Annotated in this window: 16 protein-coding genes and 1 tRNA gene; 10 read left to right on the forward strand and 7 right to left on the reverse strand. The window is 68.3% G+C overall.

The window, feature by feature from the left end; translation table 11 throughout:
• Nucleotides 1-19: 19 nt before the first annotated feature.
• Nucleotides 20-871 carry a hypothetical protein gene (locus ACT1U9_RS10785; RefSeq protein WP_444538125.1) on the reverse strand — a complete coding sequence of 284 codons (852 nt, stop codon included), beginning with the start codon at nucleotides 869-871 and terminating at the stop codon, nucleotides 20-22.
• 250 nt (nucleotides 872-1,121) lie between these two features.
• On the opposite strand from ACT1U9_RS10785, the gene ACT1U9_RS10790 reads away from it, so the two are divergent.
• Nucleotides 1,122-2,813, forward strand: coding sequence for a chitinase (locus ACT1U9_RS10790; protein ID WP_444538126.1), 1,692 nt, complete (start codon nucleotides 1,122-1,124; stop codon nucleotides 2,811-2,813).
• Between the two features lie 50 nt (nucleotides 2,814-2,863).
• Here the strand turns inward: ACT1U9_RS10790 and ACT1U9_RS10795 are convergent, their stop codons facing one another.
• Complete coding sequence (locus ACT1U9_RS10795) at nucleotides 2,864-3,721, reverse strand: S1 family peptidase (protein ID WP_444538127.1); 858 nt, start codon at nucleotides 3,719-3,721, stop codon at nucleotides 2,864-2,866.
• A 367-nt stretch (nucleotides 3,722-4,088) separates the two neighbouring features.
• Here ACT1U9_RS10795 and ACT1U9_RS10800 point away from each other — a divergent pair, with 367 nt between their 5' ends.
• On the forward strand, nucleotides 4,089-5,435 hold the full coding sequence (locus ACT1U9_RS10800) for a M14 family metallopeptidase (RefSeq protein ID WP_444538128.1): 1,347 nt from the start codon (nucleotides 4,089-4,091) through the stop codon (nucleotides 5,433-5,435).
• Between the two features lie 20 nt (nucleotides 5,436-5,455).
• Here ACT1U9_RS10800 and ACT1U9_RS10805 read toward each other — a convergent pair whose 3' ends face one another.
• The 4 genes from ACT1U9_RS10805 to ACT1U9_RS10820 all read right to left on the reverse strand — a co-directional run bounded on the left by ACT1U9_RS10805 (nucleotide 5,456) and on the right by ACT1U9_RS10820 (nucleotide 9,320).
• Entirely contained in the window at nucleotides 5,456-6,925 is a 1,470-nt protein-coding gene (locus ACT1U9_RS10805; protein WP_444539063.1) for a GntP family permease, read from the reverse strand.
• A 129-nt stretch (nucleotides 6,926-7,054) separates the two neighbouring features.
• A complete protein-coding gene (locus tag ACT1U9_RS10810) occupies nucleotides 7,055-7,468 on the reverse strand; it encodes a RidA family protein (protein ID WP_444538129.1) in 414 nt (137 codons plus the stop codon).
• Nucleotides 7,465-8,229: an IclR family transcriptional regulator gene (locus tag ACT1U9_RS10815; protein WP_444538130.1), complete on the reverse strand. Its 765-nt coding sequence runs from the start codon at nucleotides 8,227-8,229 to the stop codon at nucleotides 7,465-7,467. Before ACT1U9_RS10815 ends, ACT1U9_RS10810 begins: the two co-directional genes overlap by 4 nt.
• Complete coding sequence (locus ACT1U9_RS10820) at nucleotides 8,226-9,320, reverse strand: sugar kinase (protein ID WP_444539064.1); 1,095 nt, start codon at nucleotides 9,318-9,320, stop codon at nucleotides 8,226-8,228. Before ACT1U9_RS10820 ends, ACT1U9_RS10815 begins: the two co-directional genes overlap by 4 nt.
• Before the next feature lie 162 nt (nucleotides 9,321-9,482).
• On the opposite strand from ACT1U9_RS10820, the gene ACT1U9_RS10825 reads away from it, so the two are divergent.
• The 6 genes from ACT1U9_RS10825 to ACT1U9_RS10850 all read left to right on the forward strand — a co-directional run bounded on the left by ACT1U9_RS10825 (nucleotide 9,483) and on the right by ACT1U9_RS10850 (nucleotide 15,896).
• Complete coding sequence (locus ACT1U9_RS10825; protein ID WP_444538131.1) at nucleotides 9,483-10,754, forward strand: amino acid deaminase; 1,272 nt, start codon at nucleotides 9,483-9,485, stop codon at nucleotides 10,752-10,754.
• Nucleotides 10,755-10,758: 4 nt separating this feature from the next.
• Nucleotides 10,759-12,351: an N-acyl-D-amino-acid deacylase family protein gene (locus ACT1U9_RS10830; protein WP_444538132.1), complete on the forward strand. Its 1,593-nt coding sequence runs from the start codon at nucleotides 10,759-10,761 to the stop codon at nucleotides 12,349-12,351.
• 117 nt (nucleotides 12,352-12,468) lie between these two features.
• The gene (locus tag ACT1U9_RS10835; RefSeq protein WP_444538133.1) at nucleotides 12,469-14,187 is read left to right on the forward strand and encodes a recombinase family protein; all 1,719 of its coding nucleotides are present in this window, start codon (nucleotides 12,469-12,471) and stop codon (nucleotides 14,185-14,187) included.
• 568 nt (nucleotides 14,188-14,755) lie between these two features.
• Nucleotides 14,756-14,829: transfer RNA gene (locus tag ACT1U9_RS10840), tRNA-Leu, on the forward strand.
• 252 nt (nucleotides 14,830-15,081) lie between these two features.
• Nucleotides 15,082-15,291, forward strand: a complete 210-nt coding sequence (locus ACT1U9_RS10845; protein WP_444538134.1) for an HNH endonuclease — start codon at nucleotides 15,082-15,084, stop codon at nucleotides 15,289-15,291.
• Nucleotides 15,288-15,896: a hypothetical protein gene (locus ACT1U9_RS10850; RefSeq protein ID WP_444538135.1), complete on the forward strand. Its 609-nt coding sequence runs from the start codon at nucleotides 15,288-15,290 to the stop codon at nucleotides 15,894-15,896. Before ACT1U9_RS10845 ends, ACT1U9_RS10850 begins: the two co-directional genes overlap by 4 nt.
• 171 nt (nucleotides 15,897-16,067) lie before the next feature.
• On the opposite strand, the gene ACT1U9_RS10855 is transcribed toward ACT1U9_RS10850, so the two are convergent.
• Complete coding sequence (locus ACT1U9_RS10855) at nucleotides 16,068-16,334, reverse strand: hypothetical protein (RefSeq protein ID WP_444538136.1); 267 nt, start codon at nucleotides 16,332-16,334, stop codon at nucleotides 16,068-16,070.
• 674 nt (nucleotides 16,335-17,008) lie between these two features.
• Between ACT1U9_RS10855 and ACT1U9_RS10860 the strand changes: the two genes are divergently transcribed.
• Nucleotides 17,009-17,506 carry a phage terminase small subunit P27 family gene (locus ACT1U9_RS10860; protein WP_444538137.1) on the forward strand — a complete coding sequence of 166 codons (498 nt, stop codon included), beginning with the start codon at nucleotides 17,009-17,011 and terminating at the stop codon, nucleotides 17,504-17,506.
• Nucleotides 17,507-17,546: 40 nt separating this feature from the next.
• Nucleotides 17,547-18,482, forward strand: a complete 936-nt coding sequence (locus ACT1U9_RS10865) for a major capsid protein (RefSeq protein ID WP_444538138.1) — start codon at nucleotides 17,547-17,549, stop codon at nucleotides 18,480-18,482.
• Nucleotides 18,483-18,491: the final 9 nt, after the last annotated feature.

Consider the following 18,491-nt stretch of genomic DNA (forward strand, 5'->3'; position numbering starts at 1 on the left):
GCGGACAAGGGCCATCCGGCTAGCGCGCGGAGCCCCCGGCGGGCAGCCGGAGTTCGGGGGCCGGGACCGGGGAGGTGCAGAACCCGCAGCGGTCGCCGATGAGTTCCATGCCGCACCACCGGCACGACTCCCGCCGTACGGAGGCCACGAGCTGGTAGAGCACGGACAGGTCGGGCAGATACGCGGCGAACTCGGTGAGCTTCGAAGTACCCCACCAGCCCGCCGAGTACTCGGGCAGCGCGCACTGTTCGACGCCCCCGACCTGCCACCGCGCGGCGAGCGTCGCGGTGACCCAGCCGGCGGGCGCGGGGCTGCCCGCCGCCAGCAGATGGCAGGCGTAATCGGGCCCTTCGAGCTCGCCCGTACCCACTCTGACCAGCTGCGGAGTCGGATGCGCGAGCACCGCGAACTGGCTGCCGGGCAGCCATGACTTGGCGTGCGTCTTGAGGCCGACGGGGACCCGGTCGAGCTTGGTGACCGAGCCGAGCACGGCGCCCGCGTGCACATAGTGCGCGAGCAGCCGCGCGGCCGAGGCGAGCACGCCGGGGCTGAAGTCGCAGACCGAGAGCTGGCGCAACTGGCGTACGAGCACGGCGAGGCCGAGCGGCGGCAGCGCCGAGCCGATCAGCGTGATCCGGTCGCTCTCCAGGAGCGAGCGGACGGTGTGCAGGCGCTGTTCATGGGCGGGCGGAAGGGACTGCGGATACAGGACGATCACGTAACCGTGCTGGTCGAGCAGGCGGTTCATGTCGGCGAGCGCCGCGTCCAGCGGCTGCGCCTGCGGCGCCTGGAGCAGCGCCGCGAGCGGGGTCCGGGGATCGGTCGGCGGCAGCACCAGGTCCGGGCTGGTGACGGCTATCGCAGTTGGCACATCAAGTCCCCCCGCTCACTCCGGTCTTCGGCCGGGTCCGGTCCCCACGGGCGCGTTCGATCACTGCTGCTCCCTGCTGCAACAGCACTGTATCCACGACATAGCTGCGGGTGAACAGTCTTCTCGTTTCTGTGATGCCCCGAGTGCCGCCAGAGGTCTTGACAACCAGATTGGTCTGGACCAACTTGTACCAGCAGCGGCGCGCGCCCACTCCCCACCGACCTCCCCACTCCCCCACCGGAGGCAGCAAGTGAAACGAGCAAGCGGCAGAGTCGGCCTGGCCGTGGCCGCCGCCGGCGCCCTGTCCATAGCCGGGCTCACCGGCATCGCACACGCCGCCGATGTCAACAACGCCCGGAACGCGGGCTTCGAGTCGGGTCTTGCGGGCTGGAGTTGTACGGCCGGGAGCGGCGCCACCGTCTCCTCGCCGGTCCACACCGGGGCCGCCGCCCTCAAGGCGACCCCGTCCAACTCCGACACCGGCCAGTGCACCCAGACTGTCGCCGTGAAGCCCAACTCGACGTACACGTTGAGCGCCTGGGTGCAGGGCAGTTACGCCTACCTGGGCGCCACCGGGACCGGCACCGGCGACGTCTCCACCTGGACGCCCGGCACCGGCGGCGGCTGGGGCCAGCTGTCGACGACCTTCACCACCGGCTCCTCCACCACGTCCGTGCAGATCTACACGCACGGCTGGTACGGCCAGCCCGCCTATTACGCCGACGACATCTCGGTCTTCGGCCCCGACGGCGGCGGAGGCGGCGACCCGTCCCCGACCGTTCCGGCGGCCCCGACCGCCCTCACGACAGGCGCGGTGACCTCCTCCTCCGTGGACCTGACCTGGGGCGCGGTCTCCAACGCGACCGGCTACAACATCTACCGCGACGGTACGAAGGTGCAGTCCAGCAGCGGCAGTTCGGCGACCGTGACCGGGCTGAGCGCGTCCACCTCGTACCAGTTCCAGGTGACCGCCACCAACGCGGCGGGTGAGTCGCCGAAGTCGGCGGCGGTGAGCGCCACCACCTCCGCGACCGGCAACCCGGGCGGCGGCACGACCGTGCCCAAGCACGCGGTGACCGGGTACTGGCAGAACTTCGACAACGGCGCGACCGTGCAGAAGATCAGCGATGTGCCGTCGAACTACGACATCATCGCCGTCGCCTTCGCCGACGCGACCGGCACGCCGGGCGCGGTGACCTTCAACCTCGACACCAACGGTCTGGGCGGTTACACCGTCGACCAGTTCAAGGCGGACATCGCCGCCAAGCACGCGGCCGGGAAGGCGGTCGTCATCTCCATCGGCGGCCAGAACGGCACGGTGTCGATCAACGACTCCACGTCCGCGACGAACTTCGCGAACTCGGTCTACTCGCTGATGCAGACGTACGGCTTCGACGGCGTCGACATCGACCTGGAGAACGGCCTCAACTCCACGTATATGACGCAGGCGCTCAAGTCCTTGTCGTCGAAGGCGGGCAGCAAGCTGGTCATCACGATGGCGCCTCAGACCATCGACATGCAGTCGACGTCGGGCGAGTACTTCAAGACGGCGCTCAACATCAAGGACATCCTGACCGTCGTCAACATGCAGTACTACAACAGCGGTTCGATGAACGGCTGCGACGGCAACGTCTACTCACAGGGCACGGTCGACTTCCTGACCGCGCTCGCCTGCATCCAGCTCCAGGGCGGCCTCGACCCGTCCCAGGTGGGCCTGGGTCTGCCGGCCTCGACGAGCGGCGCGGGCAGCGGCTACGTCTCCCCGTCGGTGGTGAACGCGGCGCTCGACTGCCTCACCCAGGGCACCAACTGCGGCTCGTTCAAGCCCTCGCGTACGTGGCCCGGCCTGCGGGGTGCGATGACCTGGTCGACCAACTGGGACGCCAAGTCGGGCAACGCCTGGTCGAACGCGGTGGGCCCGCACGTCCACGCGCTGCCGTAACGAGCGGTGTTCCCCGCGCCTCCAGCAGAGGCGCGGGGAACGTCGTACTGCTACGGCTTGGGCAGGGTGCAGCCCGGGCGGCTCAGGTCGAACTTGTTGCCGGCGCCTATGCACGGCACGATGATGTACGTCTCCTGGGCGTAATTGATCTTGTAGTGGACGGTGACGTTGCCGTTCTCGTCCACCTCGCACGGGTTGTTCTCGGTGCAGCTCTCGCCGTCCTCGTTGCCCGTGTTGTTCACCGCGACGACCTTGCCGGTGGCCGTGTCGATGACCGGGGAGCCCGAGGTGCCGCCGATGGTCTGGCAGGCGGAGGTGTAGCGGACCGAGTCCTTCCAGGTCCAGTCGCCCTCCTTGAGGCGGTAGACGAACCCGTCGACGTTGCAGCTGTACGTCCGCTTCCAGTATCCCGAGACCACCTTGATGGCGGTGCCCGCCGCCGGGTGCGCGTCGTTCAGCGTGAGCGCGCTGATCCCGTACCGGCTCTGGATCTGGGCGTACGTGGTGTTCAGCTGGTAGACCGAGATGTCGGTGTCGGTCATCGTCGCGTACGCCACCTTGCTGGCCCGCAGTGTGGCGACCTTGCCCGCCGAGCCGTTGAGCAGCGAGAACGTACGGGACGAGGCCTGGTCGGTGATGACCTCGCCCGGCCCCGGGAAGCCGGTCTCCAGGCAGTGGCCGTTGGAGAGGATCAGGGCGGGGTCGTTCGGCTGCGAGCTGGGGGTGCGGATCAGCGAGCCGGAGCAGTTGCTGAGCGCGACGGTGCCGGCGAAGTCGACCGCCTTGACGGCCGGGGCGGGCTTGGTGGTGGTGGCCGTGTGGTCCGCGGGCTCGACCGCCAGGGCCGGGGCGGCACCGGCTCCCACCAGGGTGAGGGAGAGCAGCGCGCCGACGAGAGGCTTGTTCATGTGGGGGTTCCCCTCTGAGGGATCCAGGAGTGGGTTCCTGGATTTGTCATGCGCATTGTTGAATGCACCAACCCCCTTGGGCAACGGGTGAGTTCAGGCCGGGGTGATCGGTTGCGGGTGGGGTGCGGGCGGGGCGGTGCGGCCGGGGCGGAGGGTTCGCGTGACTCGGCGGGCGTGAAGTGCCTGCTAGGCGCACCACACAGGCCACACCCACCACAGGGGTATCCAGTACGCCCGTACGGCCCACGGGGACCATCCGTACGCCACTTTTCAGCCACCACACCGAGCACGATGAGTCCGCTCAGCCGCAGCAGCACAGCTCCGTCGACATGAACACCCCCACCTCCGGACCCCACCAGGAGCATTCATGCGACTCCCCGAGGAAGGCCGACGCCGCACGCGCGCACGGACCACGCGGACGGCGGGTCTGGCGACCCTGCTGGCCCTGGCGCTGGCGGCCCCGGTGACGGCGAGAGCCACCGTGTCTCCCTCCGGGGGCGACGAGACGACGACCCAGTACGAGATCCCCGGCCCGTCCACCCCCGCCGCGCGCACGGGGATCGCCGCGACCGGAGTGTCGATCGACGAGGTGCGCGGGCACGCGGTGGTGGTGAGCGCGGACGCGACCGAGGCGAGGAAACTGCGCGCGCTGGGGTACAGGCTCAAGGCATTGCCCGGCCCCCCGTCCCGTACGAACGGCGTGAAGGCCAAGCCCTTCGACTTCCCTCCCGGGGACTCGGGCTACCACAACTACGCCGAGACGACGGCGGAGATCGACCAGCGGCTCGCCCAGTACTCCTCGATCATGAGCAAGCGCGTGATCGGCACGTCGTACGAGGGGCGGGACATCGTCGCCATCAAGATCAGCGACAACGTGCGGACGGACAAGGACGAGCCGGAGGTGCTGCTCACCTTCCACCAGCACGCGCGTGAGCATCTGACGGTGGAGATGGCGCTGTATCTGCTGCGCGAGTTCGGGGCGGGGTACGGGAAGGACGCCCGGATCACCAACATGGTGAACAGCCGCGAGATCTGGATCGTGCCGGACCTGAACCCGGACGGCGGCGAGTACGACATCGCGACCGGCCAGTACCGCAGCTGGCGCAAGAACCGCCAGCCCAACGGGGGTTCGCCCTCGGTCGGCACGGACCTGAACCGCAACTGGAACTACAAGTGGGGCTGCTGCGGCGGCTCTTCGGGCAGCAAGGGCTCGGAGACGTTCCGGGGTTCGGCGCCGGAGTCGGCCCCCGAGGTGAAGGTAGTGGCGGACTTCGCCCGCAGCCGGATCGTGAACGGCAAGCAGCAGATCAAGGCGGGCATCGACTTCCACACGTACGGCGAGCTGGTGATGTGGCCGTTCGGCTGGACGTACAACAAAACGGCCCCCGGCCTCACCCAGGACGACCACGACGCGTACGCCGCCCTCGGCACCAAGATGGCCGCGAGCAACGGCTACACACCGGAGCAGTCCAGCGACCTGTACATCACGGACGGCACGATCGACGACTACCTCTGGGCCACCCAGAAGATCTTCGACTTCACGTTCGAGATGTACCCGGGCGAGTCGGGAACGGGCGGCGGCTTCTACCCACCGGACAAGGTCATCGAGCGGGAGACGTCCCGGAACAGGGATGCGGTGCTGCAACTGCTGGAGAACGCCGATTGCATGTACCGGTCGATCGGAAAGGCTCAGCAGTACTGCGCGGGGAGCTGAGGCCGGGGGCGGGGCGGGGGCTAGATCAGCAGGCTCAGCAGCCCCGTCACCGCGAACCCCGCCACCGACAGCACCGTCTCCAGGACCGTCCACGACTTCAGCGTGTCCCGTTCCGTGATGCCGAAGTACTTCGCGACCATCCAGAAGCCGCCGTCGTTGACGTGGGACGCGAAGATCGAACCCGCTGAGATCGCCATGATGATCAGGGCCAGGTGGGCCTGGGAGTAGGACGCGCCCTCCACCAGGGGGACCACGATGCCCGCTGTCGTCACGATCGCCACCGTCGCCGAGCCCTGGGCCACCCGTAGGACCACCGCGATCAGCCAGGCCAGGACGATGACCGGGAGGCCGACGTTGTGGAAGGTTTTTGCCAGCGCGTCCGCGATCCCGCTCGCCTTCAGGACCGCCCCGAACACCCCTCCCGCGCCCACCACCAGAAGGATGTTGCCCACCGGCTTGAGCGATGACGTGGACACCGTCTCCAGGGACTTGCGGGACCAGCCCCGCCTGATCCCCAGCAAGTAGTACGCCAGCAGCAGCGCGATAGTCAGCGCCACGAACGGGTTGCCGAAGAACTCCACCACCGAGCGGAAGGTGGAGGGGTCCAGGGCGATCGAGCCGAACGTCGCCGCCAGGATCAGGATCAGTGGGGTGCCGATGATCGTCAGGACCGTGGCCAGCGCCACCGGCTGCTCCTGCGGGGCCACCCCCGCCGCCCGCTGTTCGGCCGCCACCGCCGCCTTCGCCTCCTCGGCCGCCTCCACCATGTCCTGGGGGACCTCGACGAAGATGCGTTTGCCGATCCACGCGGCGTACGCCCACGCGGCGAGCACCGACGGGATGCCGACCAGCGCGCCCATCAGGATGACCCAGCCCAGCGATACATGGAAGAGACCGGCGGCCGCCACCGGGCCCGGGTGCGGGGGCAGGAACGCGTGCGTCATCGAGAGGCCCGCCAGGAGCGGCATGGCGTACAGCAGAATCGACTTGCCGGAGCGCTTAGCGGCCGCGTAGACGATGGGCGCCAGGACGAAGATGCCTACGTCGAAGAAGACCGGGATGCCGAAGATCAGGCCGGTCAGGCCCATCGCCAGGGGAGCACGGCGTTCGCCGAACAGACTCAGCAGGCGGGCGCTCAACACCTCGGCTCCGCCGCTCACTTCGAGGATCGCGCCCAGCATCGTTCCCAGGCCGATGATGATCGCCACATGGCCGAGGATGCCGCCCATGCCCGCCTCGATCGTCGAGACGGCGGTGGACTTCTGGACCGTGCCGAACAACTCCGTCACCGACAGGCCCGCGCCCAAGCCGACGGCTATGGAGACCGCCAGCAGCGCCACGAACGGCTGGAGTCTGATCTTTATGATCAGGAACAGCAGCAGGGCTATGCCCAGCGTCGCCACCGTCAGCAGGCCCGTTGTGCCGCCGATCAGTGGGAGTATGCCGCCCGTGTGCGGCGGAGGTGGTGGCGTGGTGAGCGCGTACTGCATCGACATGCGGGAACTCCGTTGACTCGCCGGGCTGTTCCAGGGCGTGGGGGACCGCGGGGCGGCGACCCGGCGGTCCGGGGCGCCGCCCCGTGCGGCCTGTCGAGCGTGGGAACCAAGGGCATGCGACGGTCAGTTGTCGAGGACCGCCAGCGCGTCGATCTCGATCAGCAGGCCCTTCGGCAGGCCCACGTACACCGTCGTACGCGCCGACGCCGGGGCCTTCAGGGACTGGTCCTCGAAGTACGCGTTGTAGATCTCGTTCATCTCCGCGAAGTGGGACACATCGGTGAGGTAGACGCGCATCATCATCACGTCGTCCCAGCTCGCGCCGCCCTCCTCCAGGATCGCCTTGATGTTGGCGAAGGTCTGGAGGGTCTGCTCGCGCAGGGTGGGCCCCGCGACCGTCGCGGGCTCGCCCTCGACCGCCGGCAGGAAGCCGACCTGCCCGGCGACCTGGAGGATGTTGCCCTTGCGCACGCCGTGGGAGAACTTCGCGGGCGGGGTGGTGTGGGTTGCGGGCGTGAGCGCGACCTTCTCGGTCATCTGCTTGCTTCCTTCTTCTCGGGCTTGCCGGAGTACTCCCGGCTGATGGCGTCCGCGGTGCGGCGCACCTGCGGGAGGAGGCCGAGGAGTTCCTCGGCGGTGACGACGACGTTCGGGGCGGAGACGGACATCGCGGCGACCACGCGGCCGTCCGTGCCGGTCACGGGCGCGGCGACGCAGTTGATGGACTCCTCGTGGCCACCGAGGTCGCCGGCCCAGCCCTGTTCGCGTACGGTCGCGAGCTCCTTCAGGAACGCGGCGGCGTGCGGGGTCGAACGGGGCGTGTACATGGGGTAGTCGAGCTTGTCGGCGACCGTGCGGCGTTCGGGCTCGGGGAGGTCGGCGAGGAGCAGTTTGGCGACGGCGGCGACCGTGATCGCGACGGGCTTGCCGATCCGCGAGTACATCCGGACCGGGTAGCGGCTCTCGACCTTGTCGATGTAGAGGACCTCGCCGTCCTCGTACACCGCGAGGTGCACGGTGTGGCCGACCTGTTCGTTGAGCGCGACGAGGTGGGGGTGCGCGATCTCCCGTACGTCCAGGTTCTCGACGGCCTCCTGGGCGAGGGCGAACAGGCGCGCGCCGAGGCGGTAGCGCTGGTCCTCCTGCCGGTATACGAGTCCGTGCTCGTGCAGGGTGCGCAGGAGGCGCAGGGCGGTGGACTTGTGCACGCCGAGGTGGTCGGCGACCTGGCCGAGGTCGGCGGGGCCCTGGGCGAGGCGCGGCAGAATGCTCAGTGCACGGTCGACGGTCTGGCTCATGGCGTACGTACCTCCTGCTCGTCCCCCGTCCAGCCGGGGCCGAGTCGCAGTCTGCCCCAGGCGGCGTCGCCCAGAGCGGTGAGTTTGTCGGCGTGTGCGCGGTGGGGTGGTTGTGCGTGGTCGCCGGGGGTTGTGAGCACGGCGGCGGCCATGAGGTGGCCGTGTCTCGCCCGTTCCCGTGCCGGGAGTCCTCGGAGGGTGCCGTGGAGGAAGCCTGCTGCGAAGGCGTCGCCTGCGCCGGTGGGGGCGACGACGTGTACGCGTGGCGCGGGGACCTCGGTGACTTTTCCCCACCCCGCCCCTTCCCGAAAGCCTCCGGCGGGTGTCGGTCGGGTGCGGACCGTGCGTGGCCGGTCGCGCAGTTCCCCGCGCCCCTTAGTGGGCCCTCGGAGAGTTTCGGGGAGGGGTGGGGTGGGGGGCTCAAAGACCGTCACCCCCCGCTCGCCGCGCTTCACCACAACCACCCCCACCTCCGGCAACGCCTCCCGAACCGCCCACGCGTCCCCCAACCCCCACGCCGCCTCCGCCTCGTCCTCCCCCACGAACACCACATCCGCTCCCCGGGCGAGTTCCAGCAACACCTCGGGGCCAGACCCCGAACCCCACAGCCCCGCCCGGTAGTTCACGTCGAACGACACCAGCGGCCGCCCTGGCCGACGCACCAGCAGCGACCGCATCAGCCCCAGGCACTCCGCGGACAGCGCCGCCGTAATCCCCGACAGATGCAGCACCCGCCCCGCCCACACCTCACCCCACGGCACATTCGCCGAAGACATCGCGGACGCGGCCGACCCGGCACGGTAGTACGCGACCTCGTGCGACCCGGCCGAGCGGTCGTCGGCGGTGCGGAAGTACACACCGGTCGGACGAACGGCATCCCGCCGCACCCCCGACACATCCACCCCGTACGCGGACACCGCCGAGACCACCGCGTCCCCGAACCCGTCCGCCCCCACCCGGCTGACCCACTTCACCGCATGCCCGGCGGCGGCCAACGCGCACGCCACATTGGACTCGGCCCCGCCGACCCCGCGCTCGAACGACGGCACATCGGCGAGGCGCCCCGGCCGCGACGGCAGAAACGCGACCATGGACTCCCCGAGACAGACGACATCCACCTCCACCCGCGTACGCACCTCCCACCGCCACCAGAGCGACCATTGACCCGACGTTGGCCCGGATGTTAGACAGCGGTCAGCGAGATACGCAATGACCGTTGCACACAGTGCAACGACACTCTCCGAGGAGGCTCCATGGGGTTCCTGGCAGGACTGGCCGACGAGCGTGTGGACCACCGCTTCAAGGGGCTGCCGCCGGACGCCGACGGGCTGACCGTCGGCGAGCTCGCCGCCCAGCGCAGGAACCTTTTCACGGACGGCTTCACCACGCCCGTGCTCGCCCTCTCCGCCGAGCGCCTGGAGCACAACCTCGCGCTGATGGAGCAGTACGCGACCCGCCACGGCCTCGCCTTCGCCCCGCACGGCAAGACGACGATGGCCCCCGAGCTCTTCGCCCGCCAGCTCGACCACGGCGCCTGGGGCATCACGCTCGCGGTGCCCCACCAGGTGCGCGTGGCCCGGCAGTTCGACGTGAAGCGGATCTTCCTCGCCAACCAGCTCGTCGACGCCCCCGCCCTGAAGTGGGTCGCCGGGGAGCTCGCCCGCGACGCCGACTTCCAGTTCATCTGTTACGTGGACTCCGTACGGGGGGTCGAGCTGATGGACGCCGCCCTCACCGGAACGGTCCGCCCCCTCGACGTCGTCGTCGAGCTCGGCGCGGGTGGCGGGGCCCGTACCGGTGTACGCACCGAGGCCGACGCCGCAGCCGTCGCCGACGCGGTGGCCGCGACGAGCACCCTGCGGCTGGTCGGCGTCGCCGGGTACGAGGGCGAGGTCCCGCAGGCCACCCCGGCGAAGGTGGACGCCTGGCTGCGCAGGCTCACCGCGCTCGCCTCCGAATTCGACAAGGCGGGCCGCTTCTCCGGCACCGGACTCGCCGAGATCGTGGTCAGCGCGGGCGGCAGCGCCTGGTTCGACACGGTCGCGGACGTCTTCGCCGAGCTGCCCGAACTCTCGCTCCCCGTACTGAAGTTGCTCCGCTCTGGCGCGTACGTCTCGCACGACGACGGCCACTACAAGCGCCTCACCCCCTTCAACCGCGTCCCCGACGAAGGCGCCCTGCACCCCGCGTTCCGGCTGTGGGCGCAGGTCGTCTCGAAGCCGACCGCCGACCAGGCGTTCGTGAACGCGGGCAAGCGGGACGCGGCGTACGACCTGGATCTGCCCGAGGCGCAGGTCGTACGGGACGCGGTCAGCGGTGAAGTGCGGCCCGCCGACGGCATCACGGTCACCAAGCTCTCCGACCAGCACGCCTGGCTGGAGACGGGCCCGGACGCGGCGGTCGAGGTCGGCGACTGGGTGGGCCTCGGCCTCTCCCACCCGTGCACCAGCTTCGACAAGTGGCAGATGATCCCCCTGGTGGAGGCGGACGGCACCGTCGTCGACTACATCCGCACGTACTTCTAGTCCCATGGACCTCGTCATTCGCGACGCGCGGGTGATCGACGGCAGCGGCGGGCCCTCCTGCCGCGCCGACGTCGGCATCCAGGGCGGCCGCATCGCGGCCATACGCCGCCGGGGCGAACCGAAGCTGTCCGGCGTCCGCACCCTGGACGCCGGCGGCCTCGCCCTCGCGCCCGGCTTCATCGACATGCACGCCCACTCCGACCTCGCGCTGCTGCGCGACCCGGACCACAGCGCGAAGGCCGCGCAGGGTGTGACCCTTGAGGTGCTGGGCCAGGACGGCCTCTCGTACGCGCCCGTCGACGACCGCACCCTCGCCGAGGTCCGCCGGGCCATCACCGGCTGGAACGGCGACGGCGGTGACATCGACTTCGACTGGCGGTCGGTGGGCGGTTATCTGGACCGGCTCGACCGGGGCATCGCGGTCAACGCCGCGTATCTGGTTCCGCAGGGCACGGTCCGGATGTACGCGGTGGGGTGGGAGGACCGCCCCGCCACGCCCCAAGAGCTCGACCGGATGCGGGAGTTGGTGGCCGAGGGGCTTGAGCAGGGCGCGGTGGGGATGTCGTCGGGGCTCACGTACACGCCCGGCATGTACGCCCCCGACGCCGAGCTCGCCGAGCTGTGCAAGGTGGTGGCGCGGTACGGGGGTTACTACTGCCCGCATCACCGTTCGTACGGGGCCGGGGCGCTCGAAGCGTATGCGGAGATGGTCGCCCTCGCACGTGAGGCCGGGTGTGCGCTGCATCTGGCCCACGCCACGATGAACTTCGGCGTGAACGAGGGCCGCGCGCCCGAGCTGCTCGCCCTGCTCGACGAGGCGCTGGCGGCCGGGGCGGACATCAGCCTGGACACATACCCGTACACCCCGGGGTGCACAACTCTCGTGGCGATGCTGCCCGGTTGGGCCAACGCGGGCGGTCCGGCGGCCGTTCTGGAGCGGCTGCGGGACGATGCGACCGCCGAGCGCATACGCCACCACCTTGAGGTCGTCGGCTCGGACGGGTGTCACGGGGTGCCGATCGAGTGGGACACCGTCGAGATCTCCGGCGTCAGCGACTCCGGTCTCGCGTCGTACGTGGGACGTACGGTCGCCGAGTCGGCGCAGCTGCGGGGCGAGTCGGCGTGGGCCGTCGCCCGTCGGCTGCTCGTCGAGGACGGGCTCGGGTCGACGATCCTTCAGCATGTGGGGCATGAGTCGAACGTCCGGGAGATCATGCGGCACCGCGTCCACACGGGCGGGAGCGACGGGATCCTCCAGGGCGAGAAGCCGCATCCGCGCGCGTACGGCACGTTCCCGCACTACCTGGGCCACTATGCGCGTGACCTGCGCGTGCTCCCACTGGAGGAGATGGTCGCGCATCTGACGTCCCGCCCGGCGGCCCGTCTGCGGCTGCCCGACCGGGGTCTGGTGAGGGAGGGCTATCGCGCGGACGTCGTCCTGTTCGACCCGGATACGGTCGCGGCGGGTTCGTCTTTCGAGCACCCGCGCGCGCTGCCGCTGGGCATCCCGTACGTCCTGATCGACGGCCGGTTCGTCATCGAGGACGGACGCCGCACGGACGTCTTGGCAGGCCGCGCGGTCCGCCGCGCCCGGTGATTTGCCCCCACCCCACCCCTTCCCGATGCTCCAGATTGAGTGTTCTGGAGTGATCAGGCCGTGGCGGTATCTACGCAGGTCAGGCAGTCGGGGAATTCCATGCTCCTTACGGAGGGCATGGAGACCAGCACCCCCAACGTAGGCCCCTTCCCCACCGAGACCCTGCGTGGGGTCCGATGCATCCGACTGTCCGTACGCACGGACGAGACGACCAGCCCCGAGCGTCAGCGCGAGTCCGACGACATAGCAGCGAACGCCCTCGGCATCGACTTCGGGGAGGGTGACGCGCTGCGCGAAGCGGTGGACCTGGACGTGTCCGCGTCCAAGGTCGGCCCGTTTGACCGTCCGCAGCTCGGCGAGTGGCTGAAGCGCCCCGAAGAGTTCGACGTTCTCGTTTGGTGGCGCTTCGACCGCGCCATCCGGTCCATGGCCGACATGCACGACCTTGCGAAGTGGGCCAAGGGGCACCGAAAGATGCTCGTCTTCGCCGAGGGCATCGGCGGGGGGCGGCTCGTCTTCGACTTCCGCAACCCCATGGACCCCATGAGCGAACTCATGATGCTCATGCTGGCCTTTGCGGCACAAGTCGAGTCGCAGTCCATCAGCGACCGCGTGACCGGCGCGCAAGCGGCCATGCGCAAGATGGCGCTTCGCTGGCGGGGCGGCGGACAGCCCCCGTACGGCTACCTGCCCGCCCCCATGCCCGCCGAGCACGGCGGGGTCGGCTGGACGCTCGTACCCGACCCGGACGCCATCAAGGTCATTGAGCGGATCATTGCGGCCCTGGTGTCCGGGCTCGCCCCGCTCGCCATTGCCCGCATGCTGAACGCTGACGGTGAGCTGTCTCCGTCCGCGCACTGGGCCGCCTACCGGGCCCGCACGAAGAACAACGGTGCGGAGCCCGAGGAGAGCAGCGCCCCGAAGCGGAAGCCCGCACAGTGGCGGGACAAGACCATCGTCAAGATGCTCACGTCCCCCGCGATCATGGGGTGGAAGATGCATCGCGGCAACCCGGTCCGCGACGACCAGGGCAACCCGATCTTGGCTGCCGAGAAGCCGATCCTGACCCGTGAAGAGTTCGACCAGGTGGGCGCCCTGCTCGCCCCCAAGCCCGTTGCGGCACGTCCGCCCGTCCGCAAGGACTCCGGGGCGCTGCTGCTGCGCGTCATTCACTGCGCCGGGTGCGAGGGCCGCATGTACCTGAACAAGGACTATTACCAGTGCTCTTCCTACAAGTACGGATCGAACTGCCTGGCCCCGTCCACGGTGCGCGCTGACTGGGTCGAGCAGTACGTGAACAGCGAGTTCCTACGTCTGGTCGGCCCCGTACAGATCACCCGCGTCACCGAGATACCCGGCTACGACCCGCAGCCCGAGATTGACGCCACCGTGGCCGAGATGGAGGAGCACGACGAACAGAAGGGCCGCCGCAAGTCCAAAGCGGGCATGGCAGCCTGGCAGCGCCGCGCAGACGCGTTGGAAAACCGCCTTGCCGAGCTGGAAGCACGGGAGAAGACCGAACCCCGCCGCGAAGTGGTATCGACCGGACGCAACTACGGCGACGACTGGAACAGTGCGGACACCGTGGCACGGCGCACCATGCTCGTGGACGCGGGGGCACGCCTCACGGTCAAGCGCGGCACGAAGGGCGGGTGGCGGACGCTCGACCTGCGACGCGTGGACTTCACCATCACGGGCGACCTAGACCTCGCCATCGAGGAGACCGCGACGGTAGCCGATGATCTCGCCACCGAGAACAACCCGGAGCACGCGCCCACGTCCGGGGCGAACGCGCACCGCAATCTGACCCCGGGCGCGCTTGCCACGGCTGCCTAACTGGCCCCACCCCGCCTCGCCCCAGTAGTCCTCGGACCGCCGGGGCTTTCTCATGCCCGCAGACGGGCGTACAGCGCCCCCACGCGGCGCACCGCCCCGTCGGCGAGGGCCACCAGCGGACGAGCGGGCGTGACGCTGTGACGCTGGAAGGGCTGTTTTCATTTTCTCTTAGAAAAGTAGAGGAAAACCAGAAACAGCCCCTACAGCGTCACAGCGTCACACCTGGACCCCACAGGAATTCGCTGCTCCTTACAACACAGTGAGGGGGCAGCCACGCAGGCCGAACGGTCCAGCCGGGCGCCGGGAATTCGCTGCTCCTTACTACAGAGTGAGAGCGGGTTACCGCGCACCCACCCCAAGGGGGAATCCGGCGGTCCGAGTACCCGACTCTCACCAGCGTTGCCCGTGCACCACGCACCCCGCGTTACCGGGGTGGTCTGCCGGAGTCGTGTGTCAACGCGTGCGGGGACTGCACCGCCCATGAGTAACCGCCCTTGACCGGGGTGCCGAAAGGGGTTGTAAGCGCGTGCAGTCCCCACGGTCCCCGCCTCGCTGGCGAGGACGACAAGCCTGCCTAGTCCAATCGGAAGAGACGCGCGATTCAGGATCGTGAGGTTCCCGGTTCGAGTCCGGGGGCGGGCACTCGACAACAACGAGCGACCTCATCCCCCATGGGATTGTCCCCATGGGTAGCGGCATGTTGCCGATGAGGATGCTCCTGACTACTAGGGGGATCCCGTGCGCTGCATCGACTGCACCGAGTCCGCGACCCATCGGGGCCGCTGTAAGACGCACCACGCGACGTACGAGGGTCGGGCCACTGTCCGCACCCGACGGGCTCGGAGCCGACGACGGGCGAAGCGGTTCGATGCTGCGGCACGGCTCCGGCGACGGGTGCAGGACCGGGGCTCGGCCTGGTGCGACTGGTGCTTGGGTACCTTCCCCGCCGATGGGGTGGACGTGGACCATGTGCGCCCGCTGTCCCTCGGGGGCGAGGACGTGGACAGCAACGTTCAGGTGCTGTGCCACGAGTGCCACCAGCTCAAGACGAGCACGGAATTTGGGAGCGCTCGCACGCTGGACACGCCCATACTTAGCGGGTGACAGAACGAAGAGGTTCGGCGTCAAGTGGCGATCAATGGCGGGAAACACCGGAAACTGGCCGGGCGCTGACGATCCGCAACCGTGCTGACGCGCAGTTTCTTGCTGTGCAACAGCAGCACGAACGCGTCGTAGAGTTCGCCAGAGTCGTCCATGAGACCGGACTGACGAACCTTTCTCGTGCAGACGTGACGCGCGGGACGAACGACGTTGAGTTCTTCCTGTTTTCGTTTCGGCGACTGTTTGCGGTTTGTCAACTGATCCGCCGGAGCGCACTACGAACCGCCTCTCTGCGTCAGCCCATAAAGACGTTCGAGGAGCAGGCCCGTGCAGTTGTCGACGTACGCAACGTGCTAGAGCACCTGGACGACGCTGCCATCCGCGGACTGGGTGGTATCGGCTACGGCATTGGTTCGGGCAAATTCCTCATCACCTACAACGGCAAGGACTTGGACACCCTGAAGCTCTTCAATGCTGCCCAGGAGTTGCACGCGGCGATTCGCGCTGCCGTGGACCCAATTGCTGCCAGGGATGCCCACGGCCAATATCCGATCATCGTGCATAGCAGCCAAGGCGGAGGCAGTGGGATGGCTTCACCCTCGCAGTGACACCACTCCGTACCGGCTTCGGTCAAACCTTGCTGTGCGGTTGGGTTCAGTGCAGGAGTGCACCCTGCCCGAGTAGGCCCGGTTGGTCGTCGGTGACGAACGCGGTGGTAATGGTGGTTCGAATCTCTCCGCTTCGAGCGTGTGACCGTCCCGATGCGGGCTCCGCCCACTTTAGTCGTCGCCCACAAGGTAGCTCATCCATAAGATGAAAATCACTGCCGCCCCGCCACCGATCTCAAGTGCAGTAGTGAACTCCTTGACGAAGATAGCAGTGATCCAGGTAATCACTGTGGCCACAGCGAGCAACTCGCCCAAGGTCTTAAGGGGAGACCCTCTGAACAGTGCACCAAGCCCCAAGATGGTCCTAAATATCGCGCCCACCAGATAGATGGCAAGGAGGGTAACCACGGCTCCGCCGATTACGAAAGCGAAGCTCATGAGGGCTACATCTTGACTCGTACTCGCCAACATGGCTCTCCTGTACGGACGTTATGTACGCGCGAGTGTAAGGGCGTACATCCGGCACTCCAGTCACTGTTGGGCTGCCCTTGACCTTGCCCGTCCAGTGGCTCAGCCCCCTCCGGAGGTGATCCCCCATGCCTCGAAGACCCCGCCCCCCGTGCAGCATCCCCGGGTGCCCCGAGTTGACCCCCCGTGGTGGTCGCTGTGCTCGGCATGAGCGCGAGGCCAACGCACTGCGTGTGACACCAGGCACCAGCTCGTACGGCCCTCGGTGGCCGAACACGCGGCGCCGCTACCTGTATGCCAACCCGTGGTGTGTGCTGTGTGGGAAGACCGCGACGGTTGCGGACCACTTCCCGGAGTCGCGCCGTTCGCTGCTGGCTCGGGGCGTTGCTGATCCGGATGCGTTCTCTCGTCTGCGTCCGCTGTGCACGCCGTGCCACAACAGGGAGACCGCGAAGCATCAGCCAGGCGGATTCGCTGCTGAGGCACGGTCACGGCGCGAATCGCGAGAGCTTCCGCCGTTCTGACCAGGGGAGTACTCCCCTCCCCTCCCGAGATTGCACGGCAGGGAGGCGTTTCTTTCGCATCGGAGCTGTGGACGTTTTTGGAAGCCCGAACAGGGACGTGCCAAGAGGAAGTGAGAGTGCATGGCCGATAGATACAGACCCAAGTCCGCTGTTCAGCGGGCGCGTGAGGGAGATCCCTCAAAGGCGGTCATCAGCGAGGGTGTGATTGTCCCGCGCGCGATCCTCGCCGAGCCGAATTGGTCCGAGGTATTCAAGTCCTCGACGGATCCCGGCGTTGAGTCGGCGAACGCCCGTTGTCGGGAAGTGGCATCGTCGGAGTGGCGGCGCATCGTCCCCATTCTGGAAGTCGCCGCCGGTATCGGCGAGGTGGACCACACCACCGTGAAAGACCTCTGCGTGTGCGTCGCCCGCATCGACCAGGCAGAGCGGGACCTTTCCGAGCGCGGGCTGATGGTGACGGCCGAGCGCGGAACCGTGAAAAACGGGGCCGCGACCATCGCCGGGCAGTACCGCACCCAACTGGCGCGCTACATACGCGAACTCGGCCTCTCACCGAGCGCCCGCACCGGCATCGTCCCGCCGGAATCCGAGGACAACGACTCGGACATCTGGGACTGACCTCGAATGATTCCTTCGCTATTTTCAGGAGTAAACAGTTATGTCTCTTACCCTTGTCGAATCCGCCAAGCTCTCTCTTGACCAGCTTCAGCGCGGCGTGATCGAAACGTTCGTTCAGGAATCGCCGATCCTGGACCGGCTCCCGCTGATCACAGTGGCGGGCAACGCCTACCAGTACAACGAGGAATCCACCCTTCCCGGGGTCTCATTCCGGGGCGTGAATGAGGCCTACCCGGAGAGCACCGGCACGCTGAATCAGCGGATCGAGACACTCGCCATCCTCGGCGGGGATGCGGACGTGGACAAGTTCATTGTTCAGACCCGGGGCAACCTGAACGACCAGCGGGCCGTGCAGACCGCGATGAAGGTCAAGGCCGCTTCCATCCACTTTGCTGACCAGTTCTTCAACGGCGATGCGGAGGTGAACCCGAAGGGGTTTGACGGTCTGCGCAAGCGGCTGCTCGGCGGTCAGGTCATGGACGCGAAGGGAGTTGGTCCGGTTGTCAACGGGCATGACTTCTTTGATGCGTTGGACGCGCTGGTTGCTCAGGTGCGCGGCATCGGCGGCGCGAACGGAGCGCTCTACATGAACGCCGCGCTCCGGGCGAAGATCGAGTCCGGGTTCCGGCGGCTCGGCGGTGCCGAACTCCTCTCGGCTGAGATCGCCGGGAAGCGCACCACCACGTGGAAGGGCATCCCGCTCCTGGACGCAGGGCAGAAGCTGGACGGCACCGACGTACTCCCGCTAACCGCGGGAACGGGCGGCAAGCAGACCGGCGATATCTACGCCGTGCGCTTCGGGGCCACCGACGCCGACGCCGGGGTGACCGGCCTGACCAACGGCGGCGTGCAGACCACCGACCTGGGCGAGTCCCACGACAAGCCCGTCTACCGCACCCGCATCGACTTCTACTGTGGTCTCGCCCTGTTCGGCGGCAAGGCCGCCGCACGGCTGACCAACGTCCTCGTCGGCTGACCCGCACCA

This window comes from Streptomyces sp. BR1, assembly GCF_052373795.1.
In the GTDB taxonomy this organism is placed as follows: Bacteria; Actinomycetota; Actinomycetes; order Streptomycetales; family Streptomycetaceae; genus Streptomyces.

Excerpts from the sequence above, each read along its gene's own strand:
- ACT1U9_RS10835 (WP_444538133.1), top strand. The coding sequence starts at position 12,469 with ATGGAGACCAGCACCCCCAACGTAGGCCCCTTCCCCACCGAGACCCTG.
- ACT1U9_RS10800 (WP_444538128.1), top strand. The coding sequence starts at position 4,089 with ATGCGACTCCCCGAGGAAGGCCGACGCCGCACGCGCGCACGGACCACG.
- ACT1U9_RS10855 (WP_444538136.1), bottom strand. The coding sequence starts at position 16,334 with ATGAGCTTCGCTTTCGTAATCGGCGGAGCCGTGGTTACCCTCCTTGCC.
- ACT1U9_RS10860 (WP_444538137.1), top strand. The coding sequence starts at position 17,009 with ATGGCCGATAGATACAGACCCAAGTCCGCTGTTCAGCGGGCGCGTGAG.
- ACT1U9_RS10795 (WP_444538127.1), bottom strand. The coding sequence starts at position 3,721 with ATGAACAAGCCTCTCGTCGGCGCGCTGCTCTCCCTCACCCTGGTGGGA.
- ACT1U9_RS10810 (WP_444538129.1), bottom strand. The coding sequence starts at position 7,468 with ATGACCGAGAAGGTCGCGCTCACGCCCGCAACCCACACCACCCCGCCC.
- ACT1U9_RS10865 (WP_444538138.1), top strand. The coding sequence starts at position 17,547 with ATGTCTCTTACCCTTGTCGAATCCGCCAAGCTCTCTCTTGACCAGCTT.
- ACT1U9_RS10805 (WP_444539063.1), bottom strand. The coding sequence starts at position 6,925 with ATGCAGTACGCGCTCACCACGCCACCACCTCCGCCGCACACGGGCGGC.
- ACT1U9_RS10815 (WP_444538130.1), bottom strand. The coding sequence starts at position 8,229 with ATGAGCCAGACCGTCGACCGTGCACTGAGCATTCTGCCGCGCCTCGCC.
- ACT1U9_RS10830 (WP_444538132.1), top strand. The coding sequence starts at position 10,759 with ATGGACCTCGTCATTCGCGACGCGCGGGTGATCGACGGCAGCGGCGGG.
- ACT1U9_RS10825 (WP_444538131.1), top strand. The coding sequence starts at position 9,483 with ATGGGGTTCCTGGCAGGACTGGCCGACGAGCGTGTGGACCACCGCTTC.
- ACT1U9_RS10820 (WP_444539064.1), bottom strand. The coding sequence starts at position 9,320 with ATGGTCGCGTTTCTGCCGTCGCGGCCGGGGCGCCTCGCCGATGTGCCG.